The organism is Vibrio bathopelagicus (assembly GCF_014879975.1).
Taxonomy (GTDB): domain Bacteria; phylum Pseudomonadota; class Gammaproteobacteria; order Enterobacterales; family Vibrionaceae; genus Vibrio; species Vibrio bathopelagicus.
Genome location: NZ_CP062501.1, coordinates 1071744 through 1091215 on the forward strand (window position 1 = coordinate 1071744; position 19472 = coordinate 1091215).

Annotated in this window: 14 protein-coding genes; 6 read left to right on the top strand and 8 right to left on the bottom strand. The window is 43.4% G+C overall.

Translation table 11 applies throughout. The features are described from left to right. The first annotated feature begins 54 nt into the window (after window positions 1-54). Entirely contained in the window at window positions 55-690 is a 636-nt protein-coding gene (locus IHV80_RS21035; protein WP_192890829.1) for a DNA-J related domain-containing protein, read from the top strand. A gap of 115 nt (window positions 691-805) precedes the next feature. Here the strand turns inward: IHV80_RS21035 and mrdA are convergent, their stop codons facing one another. From mrdA to IHV80_RS21060, 5 genes are all read right to left on the bottom strand, one after another. Further along, window positions 806-2704 (bottom strand): penicillin-binding protein 2, encoded by a 1899-nt coding sequence (gene mrdA / locus IHV80_RS21040; protein ID WP_192890830.1) that lies wholly within the window; start codon window positions 2702-2704, stop codon window positions 806-808. 304 nt (window positions 2705-3008) lie between these two features. After that, complete coding sequence (locus IHV80_RS21045) at window positions 3009-4670, bottom strand: ABC-ATPase domain-containing protein (RefSeq protein WP_192890831.1); 1662 nt, start codon at window positions 4668-4670, stop codon at window positions 3009-3011. A 119-nt stretch (window positions 4671-4789) separates the two neighbouring features. Beyond that, the gene (locus IHV80_RS21050) at window positions 4790-6697 is read right to left on the bottom strand and encodes a bifunctional diguanylate cyclase/phosphodiesterase (protein ID WP_192890832.1); all 1908 of its coding nucleotides are present in this window, start codon (window positions 6695-6697) and stop codon (window positions 4790-4792) included. Window positions 6698-6875: 178 nt separating this feature from the next. Next, window positions 6876-8075 (bottom strand): enoyl-ACP reductase FabV, encoded by a 1200-nt coding sequence (gene fabV / locus IHV80_RS21055; protein WP_192890833.1) that lies wholly within the window; start codon window positions 8073-8075, stop codon window positions 6876-6878. 81 nt (window positions 8076-8156) lie between these two features. Next, window positions 8157-8780 (bottom strand): arylesterase, encoded by a 624-nt coding sequence (locus IHV80_RS21060; RefSeq protein ID WP_192890834.1) that lies wholly within the window; start codon window positions 8778-8780, stop codon window positions 8157-8159. Between IHV80_RS21060 and IHV80_RS21065 the strand changes: the two genes are divergently transcribed. The 3 genes from IHV80_RS21065 (at window position 8779) to IHV80_RS21075 (ending at window position 13891) form a co-directional block, all read left to right on the top strand. Further along, a complete protein-coding gene (locus IHV80_RS21065; RefSeq protein WP_009845334.1) occupies window positions 8779-9453 on the top strand; it encodes an ABC transporter ATP-binding protein in 675 nt (224 codons plus the stop codon). The genes IHV80_RS21060 and IHV80_RS21065 overlap by 2 nt on opposite strands. Before the next feature lies 1 nt (window position 9454). After that, entirely contained in the window at window positions 9455-11893 is a 2439-nt protein-coding gene (locus tag IHV80_RS21070) for an ABC transporter permease (RefSeq protein WP_192890835.1), read from the top strand. Between the two features lie 543 nt (window positions 11894-12436). Next, window positions 12437-13891 (top strand): FAD-dependent oxidoreductase, encoded by a 1455-nt coding sequence (locus tag IHV80_RS21075; RefSeq protein ID WP_192890836.1) that lies wholly within the window; start codon window positions 12437-12439, stop codon window positions 13889-13891. A 136-nt stretch (window positions 13892-14027) separates the two neighbouring features. On the opposite strand, the gene IHV80_RS21080 is transcribed toward IHV80_RS21075, so the two are convergent. The 3 genes from IHV80_RS21080 to IHV80_RS21090 all read right to left on the bottom strand — a co-directional run bounded on the left by IHV80_RS21080 (window position 14028) and on the right by IHV80_RS21090 (window position 16641). Then, the gene (locus tag IHV80_RS21080) at window positions 14028-14966 is read right to left on the bottom strand and encodes a 5-oxoprolinase subunit C family protein (protein WP_192890837.1); all 939 of its coding nucleotides are present in this window, start codon (window positions 14964-14966) and stop codon (window positions 14028-14030) included. Further along, complete coding sequence (locus IHV80_RS21085; RefSeq protein ID WP_192890838.1) at window positions 14959-15729, bottom strand: 5-oxoprolinase subunit B family protein; 771 nt, start codon at window positions 15727-15729, stop codon at window positions 14959-14961. The genes IHV80_RS21080 and IHV80_RS21085 overlap by 8 nt, the downstream gene beginning before the upstream one ends. A 168-nt stretch (window positions 15730-15897) precedes the next feature. Continuing rightward, window positions 15898-16641, bottom strand: coding sequence for a 5-oxoprolinase subunit PxpA (locus tag IHV80_RS21090; RefSeq protein ID WP_192890839.1), 744 nt, complete (start codon window positions 16639-16641; stop codon window positions 15898-15900). A gap of 291 nt (window positions 16642-16932) precedes the next feature. On the opposite strand from IHV80_RS21090, the gene IHV80_RS21095 reads away from it, so the two are divergent. Both IHV80_RS21095 and IHV80_RS21100 read left to right on the top strand, forming a co-directional pair. Next, the gene (locus IHV80_RS21095) at window positions 16933-17469 is read left to right on the top strand and encodes a YfiR family protein (protein ID WP_192890840.1); all 537 of its coding nucleotides are present in this window, start codon (window positions 16933-16935) and stop codon (window positions 17467-17469) included. Next, window positions 17469-19451 (top strand): sensor domain-containing diguanylate cyclase, encoded by a 1983-nt coding sequence (locus IHV80_RS21100; RefSeq protein WP_192890841.1) that lies wholly within the window; start codon window positions 17469-17471, stop codon window positions 19449-19451. The genes IHV80_RS21095 and IHV80_RS21100 overlap by 1 nt, the downstream gene beginning before the upstream one ends. The last annotated feature ends 21 nt before the right edge of the window (window positions 19452-19472 follow it).

Below are 19472 nucleotides of genomic sequence, written 5' to 3' on the forward strand. Positions count from 1 at the left end.
TCGCTTTCAATTAATAAGACACTCAAATGCATATGGCAACGGGCCCACTTTATTATGTTAGACAACCCAGAATCACCAAGTCATCAGGATATTAGCCCCAATTTCCAAACACATATGGAAAACCCGTTACTTTGGCCAATTATGGAAGTGCTCAAGCAAAAGCCAAGTGGATGGAAAGTACATACCTTGGCTGCACACCTTAATGATCTCGGTTTGGTGCCTGTGTTAGATCCCGTACCTGAAAAAGAGCTGTTTAAGAAAAACTTCTTAATTATGAATGCCCTCTATCAATTGCAAGAAACCTTGTATCCAGACAGTTGGTTGCAGGTACAAGCCATGGACATTGAACTGATGAGCGGCCGTTATCATGGCAGCACTCACACTATCGACCTGCAAGACCCATTACGTGACTATTACATCAACTGGCTCAACTATGAAGCGGATGAAGGCGAAGTCAAAAGGCTATTGAATGAGTTTTGGACTCGATACAAGAAGTTTGTTGGCGGTAGTGAAACGGACATGGATAGAAGCCATGCACTCAGTTTATTTGAGTTGCCACTAGATGCGACTCAACAAGAGATTCGCAAAAGATGGCGACGCCTTGCGCTACGTTGGCATCCTGATAGGGATGAAGGGAACACAGCTCAATTTCAGACATTGTGCGAAGCATGGAATGTACTGCGCGGCTAATAGTGCTCAAACTTAGCTCGCTTGATTTACTAAACTCCCAGAAGAAAGAAGAAAGAAGAAAGAAGAAAGCCCCACATGTCATTAGTGGGGCTTTGTGTTTATTGCTAGTGATGAGCTATGAGTGGTCTTTACTCACTCCACTTTTATGCTCAAATGCGTAATCGAGTACCTTACGAATGTATGGCGCACCAACTTTTGAACCACCGTTACCATGTTCAATAACCACTGTCGCAACGTATTTAGGGTTGTCATAAGGTGCAAACGCAGTATAAAGCGCGTGGTCGAGTAGGTGACGTGCTAGCTTCTTCGAGTTATAGACCTGATCCTTTGCCAAATCAAATACTTGTGCCGTACCTGATTTACCACCGCTCACATAGTCAGCACCTTTGAAGGCTCTTCGACCACTGCCTCGGCTCCCATTATTTACAAGTCTCATCGCATTGATTGGTACATCCCAAATCTCATCGGGCACTTCTTCAATCGATGTCATCTGCTTAGGTACAACGAGCGTTTGTGTATCGAAATCTTCTCCATGGTCTAACGTTGCTCTTAGAATGTGTGGAGGCATTACCTTACCGTGATTCACCAATACAGATGTTGCTTTGGCCAGCTGCAAAGGGGTAGATGTCCAGTAGCCTTGTCCTATACCAATCGGCACGGTGTCACCTTGATACCAAGGCGTACGATAGCGCATCATTTTCCAATCACGAGTTGGCATGTTGGCGTTGCTTTCTTCATAGATATCGATGCCTGTTGGTTTACCAAAACCAAAACGGTTCATCCACGTTGAAATACGGTCGATGCCCAAATCAAAGGCCGTTTGATAGAAGAATGAATCCACTGACTCTTCAATCGCCTGTGTAACATCAACAGGCCCGTGACCCCAACGTTTCCAATCTCGCCACGCTTTAGAGTTGGGTTTAGACCCCGGAATTTGCCATGAACCATGATCATCACGAATTGTGTTTTCAGAGATAACATGTTCTTGCAGACCAGCAACGGCCATAAATGGTTTGACGGTCGAGGCGGGCGGGTACACGCCTAAAGTTGTCCGATTCACCAATGGGTGGGCAGGATCATTCAATAACGTCTGATAGTTTTTACTCGAAATGCCGTCCACAAACAGATTTGGGTCATAGCTAGGGCTCGATGCCATCGCTAATACACTGTTATCTTTAGGATCAAGAATCACAGCACTGCCAGTCCGGTTATCAAGTTGGTCAAACACGTATTTTTGTAGCTCAATGTCGATGTTTAAGACAATGTCTTTACCCGCGACTGGCGGTACATATTTAATGGTTCTCACAATACGGCCACGGCTATTTACCTCAACCTCTTGATAGCCTTTTGTGCCATGAAGTATGTCTTCATAATATCGTTCGACACCAAGCTTACCTATAACCGTTGTTGCTTGATAATTCGATTCTTTGCCTTGTTCATCAAGCTTTCTCAAGTCACTGTCGTTGATATGAGCGACATATCCTAAGACATGGGTAAGTATTTCACCACTTGGGTAAAAACGCTTGAGGTTGGTATCGATGGATAAACCTGGGAATTGGTACTGCTGAACTGAAAACTTGGCGATCTCTTCTTCGCTCAGATCTTCCAAAATAGTCACGGGCTTAAAACGACGTGTATTGTGATAACGCTTTTTGAAACGCTCGATTTGTTCATTATCAAGAGGGATGAATTTGTTGAGCTTGCTGAGCATGGTGTCAACGTCATCCGTTTTCTCTGGAATCATGATTAAATCAAAGATGAGTTGGTTTTCTGCGAGTAACACACCATTGCGATCGTAGATCAACCCACGCGTTGGCGCGATAGGGAGCACCTTGATTCGGTTGCCGTCAGCTCGAGTTTGGTAACTTTTGAAATCTTGTACTTGGAGCCTGTATAGGTTTCCAATTAAAACGAGGGTGAAGATCAGGATCCCTGCAAACGCGACGATGACTCGATTTCGAAACAGGTTTACTTCACTTTTATGATCACGCATTTTTACGCGTTTGTGGTTCATCAAAACCTCAGTCTTTTACATTTAGTTACACTTGTAGTGTCGGGACTTTATCCGAATATCACTAGGGCTTTGTAAAAGCTGTGTCATGATTCATGGTATTTCAGAGATAAATCAATGCATGGCGAATATAAGCACGCTCAGCATTCAACGTGTTGATAATCGATTAATCAAGAATTAGATAGTTGAATTATTTGTATGCGGAAACGTGTATCGAGAGAATAAGCTCGAGGTAGGTTCAAGCTCAAAAAAAAGGCCCTCATAAATGAGAGCCGTAATACAGATAAGGTTAACTTAACGCGAGATATTAGTTCGAGTTCGAAGGTTTGAACTGAGACTTACGCATTCGGTTTAGTGCTGCCATTACATCCAATACTCTTGGTTTCGCCAAGTCGCCATAGTTTGGCATGTTCACGTGCCACTCATCGCTTAAGATAGCGCTAAACTCTTTAGCAGGATTGTTTGACCAACCTGGAGTTTGTGCAAACTGGAACCATGCCCAACCGATCGCGTTGACTTCTGAAGTTGACTCTAACTGCTCTAATGCAGAAAGGTCAGCGAACTCCTTACCAAAACGCAGTGACTCTTTGCCTTTCGCGTTAACACGGAATTTTCCGTCAGTAAGAATATTCATCAGTGCTGCGCGGTTTAACGAACGAGGAACAAAAGTTTCTAATGCCGTCTCACATTCGTTAGTTCGCTGAGTAGGGTGTTGAGCGATCACTTCTTGTGCTTTTTCAGTTACGTCTACCGCTTGGTAGTCGTGCATTTGAATCACTGTGTCAGCCACATCTAAATAATCGCCAGAACCACCCATTACCACGATAGTTGATATGTCCATCTCTTCGCGAAGTTGGCCAATGCGGTCAACAAGTGGAGTGATAGGCTCAGCCCCTTTTGATACTAGCGCTTGCATACGTTCATCACGAATCATGAAGTTAGTCGCTGACGTATCTTCATCGATAAGGAGCGTTTGTACACCCGCTTCTATAGATTCTTGCAGCCAAGCCGCTTGCGAAGTTGAACCAGATGCATCTTGTGTGCTGAAATTAGACGTGTCTTTCTGCATTGGTAAATGGTTGATGTAGTTTGAAAGATTCAAGTTGTGTACACATCGGCCATCTTCTGCGCGGATCTTCATCGTATCAGTCGCCGTCACTACGCCTTCACGACCATCACCTGGAATATGGTTGTAGATAGAACGTTCAACAGCGTTCAATAGTGTTGATTTACCGTGGAAACCACCACCAACGATCAGTGTAATACCTTTAGGAATACCTAAACCGGTCACATCACCTTGGTTGGGTGTGTTTAAGGTAACGCTCAAAGACTCTGGTGCTAGGAAAGGAACTGCGCCTTTCATTGGTAGATCGCAGTTACCTGCAATACGAGGTAATACGCTGCCATTTGCAACGAATGCCGCTAGGTTGTTTTCTTCCAATTGAGCACGTAATGCGTCTTGGTCTTCAACTGCTTCACAATGTTTAATCATCGCATCGATATTGAGTTCACGCTCAAGCGTTGCGCGACGAATAAACTTAGGCAAATAGAACGTAATGATGTTGATTGCTTTCTTTGCAAGAATACTACGACCATCAGCAGGTAGGTTGATACGAAAACGAATTTCGATACCGTGCTCGGTGAAAACCACAGAAGTGTTATCCAAAACAGTTTGACCCGTTAGTGCGATAGACACAGTCGCTTCTTGCTTAGCAAATTCAGAGAAGCTACGTGCAATGAAATCACGAGCTGCTACTTGGTATTCGTAAGACTTTTCTTTAAGCCAATCTAACCCTGTTAACGACCAAGCACGTGTTGCGCGAAAACGTGAAGAAGATGCATAAGGGTCACCTTGAACGTGGTCGATGTGTAATTCGAAATCAGCAAAGTCGTATTGACCTTTAATTTGTTGATATGCGCGGAAGTTTTGTTTTTCGAGCTTTTTAAGCTTTGCAGTCAACTGATCCATAACGAGGAATGCCTATATAAAGGGAAGATAAAAACAGAAAGGCGGCGATTATAAAAATCACCACCTTTAGAGTAAAGAGAAAGTAGACCTAAATCCAAAACAAACTGCTCTTTTTCGCTTTAAGCGTAACGAGTTGTCCCCAAATAGTTTTGATTGACTAAGCTGTGTTCGAATTCTTGGCCAGACATCGGCTTACCGTAGAGGTAACCTTGTCCAACATCACAGCCTTCTTCTACTATAAATTGTTCCTGGACTTCAGATTCGATGCCTTCGATGGTGACTTTTAAGTCGAGTTTTTTAGCAATTTGAACAATAGAGCGAACAATTTCTGTGTCTTCACTTGAGTTCAACATTTGGTCGACAAAGCTCTTATCTATTTTGATCGCGTCAAATGGGAACTTCTTAAGATAACTGAATGAAGCATAACCTGTGCCGAAATCATCAAGTGACAATGTAACACCAATGTCATGCAAAGATTCCAGAGTATTCTTGGCAACGACTTCATCTGCGATCAGGCCACTCTCGGTAACTTCAAGTTCTAAAAAGTGCGGCTCTAGGTGGTAGGTTTCTAAGAGGTGAACAACTTGCTCGGCAAAATGCACGTTCTTGAGTTGCACAGCAGAAACGTTGACTGCCATTTTGAAATCATCAACGAATTGAGACCATTCTTTTGCTTTTTCTATTGCGTGTCGTAGCACAAAACTACCAACCTCAAATATCAAACCATTTTGTTCAGCCATGTGAATTAAGGTTTCGTTAGATATATCGCCCAGAACAGGGTGCCTCCAACGTAACAGCGCTTCTGCGCCAACCCAGCGATGCGTCAACGGGCATACTTTCGGCTGAAAGTAGAGCATCAGATCATCATTACGAACCGCTTGTAACAAATAACCTTCAATTTTATTTAGATGACTTTGCTCATCGGTATGAGACTGAGAGTAATAAGCAAATTTTTGTCCCGAGTCTTTACAGGCAAGCATCGCTTCTGAAGATTTTTGCAGCACACTTTCAGCATCGTCCTCGCTATTCGTTATCGCTATGCCGATAAATGCGTGCAAATGGACTTTGTCATTATCAATGTCGAACTCAGAATGACCGACATTTACCAAACTCTTACACACTTCTTCGAGACGATGTTGTAAATCCTTAACGCTGAACGCAAGAACGAGATCGACAGAAGTAGGGCGTGCGGTGAGAACTTCAACATCAGAAATGCTATCGATTCGCTGGCGGTATTCAACAAGTACTTGATCTAATGCATTGTAACCGTAACGCGCTTGGATACGTCTACCGTTGGTAAAACCAATATGAATAACAGCGTATGAACAATCGGTCAGTTTACTCTGTGACGGCAACCGTTGGTTTAAGCGAGATTCAAATGCATTGCGGTTCAAAAAACCGGTACCGAGATCGTGGTTCTTCTGAAAATTGATTTTTTGTTCGGCGGCTTTACGTTTATCAATCTCTTGGTTGAGTGAATAATTTAGGCTCGCGAGATCTTTAGTTCGGGTGTAGACGCGGTTTTTCAACTCCTTATTCATTTGAGTCAGTTTAGCGTGCTGAAACAAAGTTTTGAGCTGAGATTCAATCGAAGTACGAAAGCTCTCTAGTAGCTTGATATAGGTAGGAGTGTAATGGTTTTCTTTAGAATCTAATATGCAGATCGTACCGAAAAGTTCTCCATTTGGCCAAAGCAATGGAATACCGCAATACGAGATTAAGCCCAACTTAATGTCTGGGTTGTTTTCCCATTCAGGGTCAGCTAAGGCATTAGGAACAAGGAGCCTCCGTTGAGATTCCATCACGGTTTCACAGTAAAGCCCATTACCTAGGGTTTCTGAGTCTCCTTTGTTGTACGGGTTGTTTTCACTGCGACTGGTTGAGAATACTTCAATATAGTTGGCATGAACTCGCATGATAAGTGCGGCTGGCACCTGAGTAATTTGAGCTAAGAGGTCGACGATGTTTTGCCAACCTGACTCCATATCATCTGGGATATCTAAATCTAGAGTTTTTATTTTCTTCATACGACTCCGAGTCAATTATGCTAAATGCATCAACACATCCTGTGTTAATTATGATGAACCAAAAAAACTGTGAATCTTACGTTAACTAAGTATAAGAAATGTTGCAGGAAAAAGCCCCTGCAATTTTGCAGAGGCTTTCAAATATGAATCTGGGTCTCAGTAATGAGATAAGTTTCGATTAAGGCTTTAACTTTATAAAATCCTGAGTGTTAAGTTTCTCGTTATAGTCTACCGATGGTTGAGCGAACCCATTTAACTGTAAAAATTCCTCTTTAAACCCTTGATAATCACCTATCGCTTGGAAATTGTTTTCATCCATGGTTTCAAGTAGCTCTGCCACGTGCGCTTGAGTTTCTGGTTCTAGTTCCCATTCATCCATTCGTATCAAACGTTCACCATCAAGTGGCACTTTTGATTGTCCATATAGTTTGCTGCTGAATAAACGCTGCATTTGCTGAATACAGCCCTCATGAGTCTCTTTTTCTTTCATCACTTTATATAGAGCGAGCAAGTAAGGGCTTAAACCGGGAATGAATACGCTGGCTTTGGTCACTAATGCCTTACACACGGTCGCATAAGCATTACCGCCGAAGTTGGCTAGTTCGAGATTTAGCGCGTGGCTTGTTTGATGAAGGTCGATCTTAGCGCGACCCAAAGTACCGTCTAAGTAGATAGGATGCGTCACTTCAGGACCTACGTAAGAAAATGCGATGGTTTTACAGCCTGGGGCAATGGATTCAGCGTTGATTAGCTCATCTATCCAGTTTTCCCAGTCTTCGCCACCCATGACTTTGAGTGTGCTTTCGGCTTCTTCTTCGGTTGCTGCTTCAAGCGTGTTGGTTACCCAATGATCGTGTTCAAGAGATATAGTTGCACCAGTGACGCTTTCACCGATTGGCTTGATCGCAGAGCGCCAGAATTCTTCGGAATCTGGTTTCGGTCTTACACCAGCGGCTAAGCTGTAGATAATCAGATCCACTTCGCCTTCGAAGTAGGTTTCGATGGCTTCGACAACTTGTGAGCGTGTTTCTTGTGAAAAGGCATCGCCAACGATGTTGATCGCAGTGCGCTGCTCTCGTTCGGCTTCATTTCTGAAGTAGATATTGTTGTACCAACCAGCAGTGCCTAAGGATTTTTCGTTAGGACCGCGTTCGAATGAGACGCCGATGGTGTCAGCTTTTGCACCGCCAAAGGTAAGGGCGATACGAGCGGCTAGGCCGAAGCCAGAGGATGCGCCGATGATCAGAACTCGTTTAGGGCCATCTTTGATTTGCGGCGCACTCTTAACAAATTTGATCTGTTGCTTTACGGCTTCTTGACAGCCAATAGGGTGAGCGCTTTTGGCTACCACACCCTTGATAATAGGTTCGATCAGCATAAATAACCTTACAGTTAACGGTGATATGCACTCAGGCTAACGTAAAGCTGTGTAAAATTTATTGAGCTAGACCATTAAAACTTAAAGATACTGATATAATTCTTGCGCGACGAATTCAGCGATCCAAGGTTGAGCTTCTGGTTTTGGATGCAGCCCATCGTTCATCATCCACTCAGGTTTGAGGATGATGTGCTCAAGGAAGAAGGGCAAAAGTGGCACGTCCTGTTGATCAGACAGCGATGTAAAAACGTACTCGAATTGTTCGTTGTAACGCTTGCCGTAGTTAGGTGGGATTTTAATCTGCATCATAATTGGTTTCGCACCCGATGCTTTTACTTGCTCGATGATCTGATCCAGGTTCGCAGACATAAGCTTAGGTGGGAAGCCACGCAGTCCATCATTTGCGCCGAGTTCAATAAGAACAGTGTCTGGAGCGTGTTCTTCAAGCAGTTGCGGTAAACGCGCTAAGCCATTACCCGTTGTGTCACCAGAAATGCTCCCGTTGACCACGTTCACGGTTTTATCATGTTTTTCCAATGCGTCAGGCAACAAACTTGGCCAGCTTTGCTTGATATCCATGTTGTAACCCGCACTCAAGCTATCGCCAAGTACCAATAACTTGGAAACTTGAGCTGACGTAGAGCCTTGGGCTAACGAAGCGGTTGAAAATAAAATCAAAAATAAAAAGGAAATTAGTCGAGTCATGCATACATCCATCATAAAAGCAGAAGCTGTTTCCAAGACAGTGTCTACTAATCAAGAACATTTAACAATCTTAGAGCATGTTGACATCGATATTCGTGAGGGTGAAACGGTTGCGATTGTCGGTACTTCAGGTGCTGGTAAATCCACGTTAATGACACTGCTTGCTGGGCTCGACGTGCCAACTTCTGGCGAAATCAGTTTGTTAGGCCAACCTTTATCACAGCTGGATGATGAAGCGAGAGCCAAAATCCGCAGTGAATCCGTTGGGTTTGTTTTCCAAAGCTTCTTATTGATCCCAAGCCTTTCTGCGTTGCAAAACGTTACGCTACCGTGTTTATTGAAAGGTGAAGACGAAGACATCGAACGCGCGACGGCTCTGCTTGAATCAGTGGGCTTGAAAGACAGGCTTGATCACTTACCGTCTCAACTGTCAGGTGGCGAACAACAAAGGGTCGCATTGGCTCGTGCGTTTATGATTAAGCCTAAAATTTTGTTTGCCGATGAACCTACGGGCAACCTAGACCAACAAACCGCAGCGAAAATCGTCGAGTTGTTGTTTGAACTCAATTCATCGCACGGCACCACGCTTGTTCTCGTCACTCATGACCCTAAACTCGCACAGCGTTGCCAACGAACCTTGAAAATGCATGTCGGTCACATAGAGGAAGTGTAAATTGAATTCATCACACGGACTGAACAAACGACTGTTTTCATGGAGTATCGAAGAGATTCGACATGGTCAGCTATGGCCGGTATCCATCGCTTTAACGCTCATCATTGCTTGCGTGTTCGCGCTTTCAGCGTTGGCTGAGCGTATGGAACAAGTGATCGTAAAGCAGGGCAAAGATGCGTTAACCGCCGACAGTGTATTTGTATCGGCAAACCCAATCCCACAACCTTTATTAGATCTGACTCAGGTTGAACAATTAGAAAGCTCTCAGCTGACCCGTTTCTCAACCATGGCATTCAGTGATAACTCGATGCAGTTGGTTACCGTTAAAGCTGTAGAGAGTAATTACCCTTTACGCGGTGAAATGATACTGGAAGGCGCAGATAACGCGGCAAGCAATCATGTTGAACCGGGTGAATTGTGGCTTGATGAGCGTATATTTGCTCAGCTAGAAGTTGAGATAGGTGACAATGTCACGATAGGCGATGCTGATTTAACAATCACAGGGCGCATCACGCAAGAGCCAGGCTTGAGCTTTAACCCTTTCCAACAGATGCCTGCTGTTCTTATTCACAATAACGATGTTGAAGCGACAGGCGCGATTCAACCCGGTAGCCGCGTTAGCTTTAGACTGTTTTTAAATGGTGATGAATCGAAACTCAAAGCCGCACAAGATAGTATCGAGTTAACACCAAGCGATCGTTGGCGAACGCAAGATTCAGCGAGTCGCACTAACGACATGTTCGAAAGCACGACTCAGTACTTATCGCTAACGGTAGCCATCGTAGTGATCATGGCTGCGACCACTTTAGTGCTGACTTGCCAACACTATGTCGCGAGTCGTCGAAAGACCATCGCGATGCTTAAAAGTTTAGGTGCGAGTAAGCAGTGGATCATTAAATGGCTATTTGTACAGGTATCTCTGTTAGTCGTGATTGGCGCAGTATTAGGTATCACCATTGGTATTGGCTTAGAGTTTTTATTACGAATTCCACTTGGTGACTTACTGCCAACACCGCTTCCTAGTTATGGCGCTGAGCCAGCAATATTGGCTATCGTATCAAGCATCTTGATTGGTGTGCCCGCTTTAGGTATCCCACTAATAGGCTTGGTCAACACATCGGCAATTAGTGTTATTCAATCGAACCACCAGTTACGTGAAAGCTATAAAAAGTACTTGTTGTTGCTTGTGCCTATTATTCCAATGATGTTGATGTACGGCGACAACTTGTTGGTGTGGATTGTCTTAGCCGGAATCGCTTGTCTGTTCCTAGTATTAGCGGTCGTAAGTAATGTCGTATTGCGCTTGTTCGGCAAATTACCGACATCGACTTCAATGCGCTTAGCACTAAGTCGAATCAATCGCACCCCCTTTGCTACTGGTATTCAGTTCGGGTCTTTAGCGCTGTCTTTGATGTTGCTATCTATTATCTGGTTAGTGAGAAGTGATTTGTTGTCGGATTGGCAACAAACCTTACCCGAAAACGCGCCAAATGCGTTTGCACTAAATATTGCGAGCTATGAAAAAGACGATTATCTCGCGACCATTGACTCCAACGATGTAGAGCGTACTCAGGCGTTCCCAATTATTCGAGGCCGCTTAACCACAATAAACGGAGTCGAAGCGAACGAGTACAGTGATACATCAGAAGGGACAGATGCACTGAGTCGAGAGATCAACTTTACGTGGGGAGACACTCTACCAGTCTATAACGAAGTGCTTAAAGGTGCTTGGACTCAAGAGAAAGGTGTATCCGTCGAATCTGAAGTGGCTGAACAGCTAGGCTTGGAGATTGGTGATGAGCTAACTTTCACGATAAACAGCCAGAGTGTTGTGGCTAACGTGAATAGCATTAGGGAGGTAGAATGGCGTGAAATGAAGCCAAATTTCTACTTCATCTTTACACCGGATGTATTGAGTGCCATTCCTTCGACTTGGTTGGTGAGCTTTAGATTAGAAGAGCCGCACAATCAAATGCTTAACGATCTGTCACGAAATCACCCGACAGTCAGTTTGATGGATATTCGTAAGATGGGCAGCAAGATACAAGAGCTGCTTAAACAAATCGTTTGGTCAATCACCGTGCTCGCAGCACTTGGTGTGGTAGCGGGGCTGTTGTTAATCTTCACACTGCTGAGATTAAGCTTATCTCAACGACAGCAAGAGATTCGTCTATATCGAACCTTAGGGGCGAGTAAGAAGCGCATTCTCAATACGATTTGGTGTGAATATGGATTGATGGCATTGGTGGCGGGCTCGATTGCAGCTTTAGGTTCTGAGCTTAGTGTCGCTGGTGTGATGAGCTTTGGCTTCGAGTTAGAACCATCACTTCATCCAATGTTATGGATTATTTTGCCCGTGCTGACTTTTATCACCTTAGCGGCGGTGGTCAATAGTTTGATTAAACGTTTATTAGCGCCAGTAAGCAAAGATTTTGGATAATCACTAAAAACGATATTGGTTAAGTAAAGAGAGTGGTTAACATACGTCACCCACACTTTTTAAAGCGGTCTAGCAGTACATCTTTTAGGTCACTCGCAATAGGCCGCTTTTTATTTAACCAACTCGTGTGGCTCACAAGATATATCTCACCTTAAAATAGACATTTCTCAGCATTAATTAAAACTCATTGTTCAATATCGCCGATTTTATGAACATCGGTTAGTCCCTGTAAACAAAGGGTTTGCGCAACTTAGCAAGAACGTTATCAACAGTTATCCACAAAAACGGTGGATAACTTTAGGGATAAGTTAACGCCGGTGTTTTACGAGTATTGAGACAGCCTTTATGTGGCGTCACTTAGGACAAATTTGACTGTTAGAATAACCTTCAAACCTCAATCTAGAGTTATTAAGTCAAGAGATTATTTTTGTTTTTTATATTGATATTAAGAAGCAGAATGCTAAGACCTTGATAAAAATGTGATTTAATTCATCGCTGAACAAAAGTAGAATGGGGGCAGTTAATCTAATTCTACAGAACCCGATGAACCACAACAAAACGGATATAAATCAACCTTCTATTGCCATTGTTGGCGGCGGTATTGCCGGAACCACGAGCGCTATTCATTTTAGCGAGCTAGGTTTTAAGGTCATTATCTTGGAAAAAGGGCCAAGTTTGGTTAATGGGCCACCCATTTGCCACTTGCACGCTGGCGGCAATCTGTATCGAGATATTTCTGTAGAGCAGTGTCTCCAATTGCTCACACAGTCGATTGATACTGTCCGATTATTCCCTCACACGATCAACATTCGACCGACAATCATCGCTGTGCCACATAGTGATGGTGGCGAACCGATGGATTTACTTCCTCGCCTTAAGCTCATCAAACAAGCGTATGCGGACCTTGTTAAACAAGATAAAAGCAATCAAGTGCTTGGCGATCCGGAAAAGTATTACAAGCTGTATAGCAAAGAAGATTTGTTAGCGCTTTCTGCAAAAACGCAGCCTCTGAAACCTACATCGCTCGATGAATGGTGTATTCCTTTTGCTAAACACACTGATTTAGACACGCTTAAGTACCCAGTCGCGATGGTTCAAGAGTATGGATGGAGTGTATTCCGATTGTCTGCGACAGCTCAGTTGTCCCTTGATAAACAATCGAATTGCACGGTGTTGACCAATAGCCGCTTACAGTCTGTTGAATCGACCAATGAAGGTTGGTCTTTAACTTACACAGACCGCGAAAATCAAAGCCGTAACCTGACGGCAGATTACTTGATTAATGCGAGTGGTTTCGAGACCGGCATTGTCGATGACTTTGTTGGCTCTAAACAGCAAAGGTTGGTCGAATTTAAAGCCGCCTACGTCACTGAGTGGCCATATTCTCAAGAATGTAAGGAAGAGTGGCCAGAGGTTATCTTTCATGGCCCAAGAGGCACTCCACAAGGTATGGCGCAATTAACACCGTATGCTGATGGTGTGTTCCAGCTTCATGGCATGACAGAAGGGATTACTCTGTTTGAAGGTGGATTGGTTTCATCTTCAACGGACTCTTCGCAACCTCAGCTACCTTCTAAGCTGCTTAAGAAAATCGTATCCGGATGGAGTGAAGAACAGCTTAAGTTAAGAACACGAGCGGCGATTACTCATATGTCTCAGTTTATTCCAAGCTTTGCGTCTGCTGAAGTTGGCGGTAAGCCGCTTTTCGGTGCGCAGCAAATTCCGGGGACGGACCCAAGCTTGAGAGCTTCAGACGTGTCTTTCTGCGGTGACCGCTATGCTCGACTTGAAGTCGTAAAAGCTTCGTCCACGTTAGAAGCTGCACAAAAGGTAGCTGAGCAATGGTTTGATATAGCCGAATCGATATCGATTGAAGACACGCACTCAGTGACAATGTCACTTAACCTAAATGATATTGAAAACAGAGCGATAGGTTTAACCAAGGAGCGCGGTTACCCAGATGCGCTTGCGAAGGTATCAGGACAAGATCACGGTTAAAAGGCGTTCTAATTCTCCTAAAGCCTAGATATCCAAATACAAAATCCAGCTTGCTGCAAACAATAAGCTGGATTTTTCAATTTAAACATCTTGTTTATCTATCTTAATCGAGTTTTCTGCATCAAGAGCAAAAGCATCAATAACCGAAAAACTGTGCCCACTGACACCAGACATCTTGTAACCCCAAGCGATCGCCTTTACTAAACGATATTTCATGGCCCGGTTTTGCTTGAGCTAACCTCGGTAAGTCGATTCGAGCTATACAACCAATCTTCGGATACCCACCAATGGTTTGTCGGTCGTTCAATAACACGATAGGTTGCCCGTCTTGTGGAATTTGAATCGCCCCTAGTGCAATTCCCTCAGATAACAAAGATATATTAGGAGAAGCGACAGGCTCGCCACTGAGTCGATAGCCCATACGGTTCGAATTCTGGTCAACACGATAACTGGAGTTATAGAGCGTTTCCTTCGCAGATTCAGAAAACAGGTTGCATTGATAACCTTCGATAATGCGCAAATTCAAAGGCAGGTTATAGTTGGGTTTGTATCTGAACGTGACGCTCAATGGTTTGAAAGGTTGAGTGAGAGGATGTGTTGAGAATGCTATCTTCTGACCTTCTTGGCAAGGCTCACCATTTTGGGTAAAACCGCCAATCTTTTCCCGTATAACGGTAGATCGACTATTTAGAGTCATGGGAGCATCAAATCCTCCCTTAATCGCTAAATAGGCTCGAAGGCCATTCTTTGGTAATCCAAAGGATAAAACTTGCCCAGTTCGAGCTTGAAAAGTACTCCAGTTCTCAAGCTTTTGGCCATCCAAAGTCGCCTGTAAATCCCCGCCACATATCGACATTTCACAATCATGATCGATCTTGAAAGCACATTGTCCTAGGGTAATTTCTAACGCGGCTATGTTTACTGGATTTTGTAATAGGTGATTAGCCCAACTGTAAGAGTAATCATCCACTGGGCCTCCTTGTGTGAGCCCAAGGTGTGCGACACCAAACCGTCCGAAGTCTTGAATCAAACTCATTGGCCCCGGCTTAAGTACTGTCAGTGTTGGCTTAACCATTAAGTACGCCTCCTAGTTCAATGAACTCTTTTTTCGTGATGGCTTTAAACTGTACGCTATCGCCAACATTCAATAATGAGAGACCTTGTGAGGTTATGTCTGCGTTGATTAATTGCTCATAATTGAACAAAGATAAAGGGCAATTACCTATAATATTCCATCCACCCGGTGAGTCAGATGGATAAACAGCCGTTTTTGAACCTGCAATAGCAATACTGCCTTTAGGCACGGTTAAACGCGGAGTCGCATGGCGCGGCAATACAAGTTCATCAGGCACATCAGACATGAAGGCAAAGCCGGGAATAAAGCCAATTGCACTGACGTGGTATGTCTGAGAGGAGTGATAAGCAATAACAGAATCTAATGATAGCCCTTTGTCTTGGTACCGTTCTAAATCGAGTGCGGTTTCTTTAGAGTAATAGGCGGGTAACTCTACAACGTTTGATCGAGAATGGTTGTTGGCAAGTGTCGACAAGGATTGAGTGAGTAGGGTGTTAAGTTGTTCTACCAATTGTTGTTCAGATATTCGGTAAGGCAGGTAATCCACCAATATAGTGTGATAAGCCGGTGTCACGTTCATCAATACTGACGCGAAATGTTGTCGAATGGCTGCAGAAAAGTGGGCCATGTATCGAGAATCATCTGCACTTGAGCTGAGCTCTATACTTTGCGTTACGTTTGAGGAGTAAGCCGACTTTAATGTAACTAAAACACTGCACTCTGCGACAGGGTCGATATTGAATTCAATCTTGTTCATCTTCATTTCGCTTCCATACTGATACGAAGAAATACGCTTTAAAGTACCATTTATGCCAATCGCAGCATAAGGTGCTTTGGTGATTGGCCATGGTTTCTTGTTTTGTGGTCTTATCTTATCGCTCTATTTTTAACTAACAGCTTTGACACTTACAGCCTTATAGCTTTCGCAATATTAATTAAAAGCGTTGAGGTCTTGTCTGATTTTTTTTATCAATGCGATCGATTGTGGATTATCGCCATGGACACAAATCGTGTCGGCTTCAATAGGGAGGCGTTCACCTTCGAGCGTTGTCACTGAACCGTAATTGACGATCTGCATGACTTGGTTATAGATATCATCTTGATTGACATAAACCGAACCTTTTAAAGTTCTCGGTGCGAGATGTCCATTGTTTAAATAAGCTCTGTCTGCGAACGCTTCAAATAGTAGAGGTAAATCATGTTCATCAGCGATGTCTAAATATTGTTGATTATCAGAAGAAGAGAGGATCATTAAAGGGATGTTGAACTCAGCAACCGCTTGAGCGACTGCGTTAAACACGTCGGTGTTTGCCATCATATCGTTATAAAGGGCACCATGAGGCTTCACATACCCAACTGTTGTATGGTGATAACGACACAGGGCTTGCAATGCACCCACCTGATAGCAAACTAATTCACTGATCTCGTCCATGGTGTGAGGGATTGAACGTCGCCCAAAGCCAACAAGATCTTGATAGCCAGGATGAGCTCCTATCTGAGTATGGTAGTGCTCGGCAAGCTTAATGGTTTTAGACATCACATGAGGGTCAGAGGCGTGAAACCCACAGGCGATGTTCGCCATGTCGACCCATTCCATGACCGATTCATCATCGCCCATCTTCCAATTGCCGAAACTTTCTCCCATGTCGCAATTAAGCAAAATCTTCATTGTCACTTGCTTTCAATCCTTTACGTTTAGGTACTTACTGAAGTTCGTATAAATGACAGAATTAAACAGTGACCTATTTCAAAGTTTTGGTACCAGATATTTATCAGTATTCCATTTCATATATAGTGAGCGAATAAACAAAAGATTCGACACTGCCTATAAAGTAAGTGAACTCAGGGTATATCCCGCGGACTCGCTCAAATTTAGCATGAATGAAAGCAACGACTGCGTGTCGTCATTAAAAAGTCTTTACCCCAATCACATTTAACTACGAATAGATTTACGTAAGGGTATCTCATGAGTGTCAAAAGGCTCGAGCAACGTGCCGAATTCTGTCAATCATTTGCAATTGGTACACTTGCGCTGGTTTTACTTCTCACTTCTTTTGGTTCGAATGCGACCAGTTTTAGCCCCAATCAAATGAAAGCGATCTATCTGTTAAGAGTCGCTAATTTTATCCGCTGGGATAACGAGAGTCAGATGAATAGCGTCGATTTTTGTGTGATTGGGGATAAAGAAGTCAGTGAGGTGCTTACCTCATTTACCAATGGCGAAACAATGCGCTTACTGCCTATTCATGTACACCAAACTGTAACGCCACAGTGCGATATCACTTACTTTACTGTTGCTAATGAAAGGTTTGATATCAGCCTATATTCGCCCAATATGATTACTGTCAGTCCGACTCCTAACTTTACTCGTATGGGAGGCGTCGTTGAGCTTGTTACTGTTGATAATAAAATTAAACCCAAGATCAATTTAGACAATGCAAAAAGAGGCAACTACATCATAGGCTCAAATTTGTTACGTATCGCCGTCGTGGAGGGTAATTAATGTTATCTTTCATCAATAAGTTATCGATCAAAAACAAGCTTATCCTGCCGATCATCTTGTTTGTTTCCGTTGCCTTTATCACGATCCAATCGATAAATTACACTGTCACTTTTGAGCGCGAGAAAGATAACTTGATACAACGAGTTAAAGTGTTGGCTCAAGGCGTGGCATACAATCTACAGGCCGCAATTTTGTTTGAAGATAAAACATCCGCAAACGAGATTTTGTCAGCCTTTGCAGCCGATAAAGACATCGTGCGAGTAAAGTTATTTGATCACGACAACCAGTTATTTGCTAGCTATCAGGTCGATAATACCGTTATACCAAGGCCTAATGCAGATGAGATCAAAGATATTGCCGCTCAGCAGTTTGCGATCTCAGAAGACTACATTTATCTCTCTGTACCAATTTGGCTTGATGATGAAATGATAGCAAAGCTACGCGTCACGATATCCAAACAGACGTTTTCTAAGATTCTGACCAATATTCTAAAAGTCGCGGGAATCTATTTATTGCTGCTCGTTGTGCTGGGGAGTGTGCTTGTAAAAATGGTTCAACGTTTCATTATCCAACCTATGTTTGAGTTAAATGAAGCAATGCAGGCATTTGTTGAGCGTCGTTCAGAGCAACCGAAATTAACAGCTGCAAGCAACGATGAGATTGGCGATCTGGTTCGTGCATTCAATACTATGTTAGAAAGGCTTAAGCATCGCGACAGTCAGATCAATTTCACATTAGATAAACTTCAAGAAGAAAAGTCTTTTGCGAACGAAGTCATTGAAACGGTTCAGCATTCACTATTGGTTGTAGATCGAAAAGGGGTCATTGTTCACGCTAATGCAGCGACTCGAGACATCTTTAAGTGCACCGAAGCTTTTCTTGAAAATATGTCGATTCAAGAGCTCATCGCGACCAAACCACCAGGATTTTTACAAGCCGCTTTAAGTTCTAATATCGAACTCAACGACGAAATGATCGAAACTATTGATCTGTTCCAATCAAAGCAATGGCTACAAATTAGTAGTCGATCCTTATCGAAACATGGCCATACTTTGTTTGCGATACAAGACGTGACTGAGATTGAAACGGCAATGAGCCGTCAACGACTTGCGGCAGGCGTATTTGAGAACAGTAAAGATGGGCTAATCGTACTCAACTCGTCTAACGTTATTACCATGGTTAACCCTGCGGTCACACAGTTACTTGGTTATCATGCTGACTTGCTGGTGGACAAAACGCCGTTTGAAGTTTTCTCTTGGCAGCAGTTTTCATCCTTAATGCCGACAATTCGTAGTTCTCTTGAAAACTATGGTCAATGGCAAGGAGAAGTGTGGGAGCAAAATGTTTCAGGTACTTTGGTCCCAATGTTCGTCAAAGTAAATCGAATTGTCTCGGATCGTAAAGAAGGCGATTTTGATATGGTATTAACTTTATCCGATCTCTCGAATGTTAAAGAGATGGAGAGGTTAGAACACTTAGCGCATCATGACGCATTAACAGGCCTAGCGAATCGAGCGCAACTTTATAAGTTCTTAGATGGTGTCGTATCCGCGAGTCACTATTCAAATCAACAGTTTGCCGTACTTTACTTAGATCTGGATGGATTTAAGCGTATAAACGATACCTACGGACACGATGCCGGAGACGAAATACTTAAGACGGTTTCTGACCGTTTGCTTTCGCAAGTAAGAGCAGGGGATTTAGTCGCACGTTTGTCGGGCGACGAATTTGTACTTATTATTAAACAGACCGACAAAAACTTAATCGCCAAGTTAGCGGAGCGTTTGTTGGATCTTATCGAACAAGAAGTGAACTACAAACAGCGAACACTGAAAGTCGGTGCAAGTATAGGAATCCATTTAGTCGACGGATCAGACAAAGATCTCGACACGATTCTAAAAATGGCCGATGAAGCGATGTACCAAGCGAAGCATAAAGGAAAAGGTCAATACACCTTCTCTGCAGATAATCAACAGTACTGAACTCTGTTAGCTCGCGTTAAG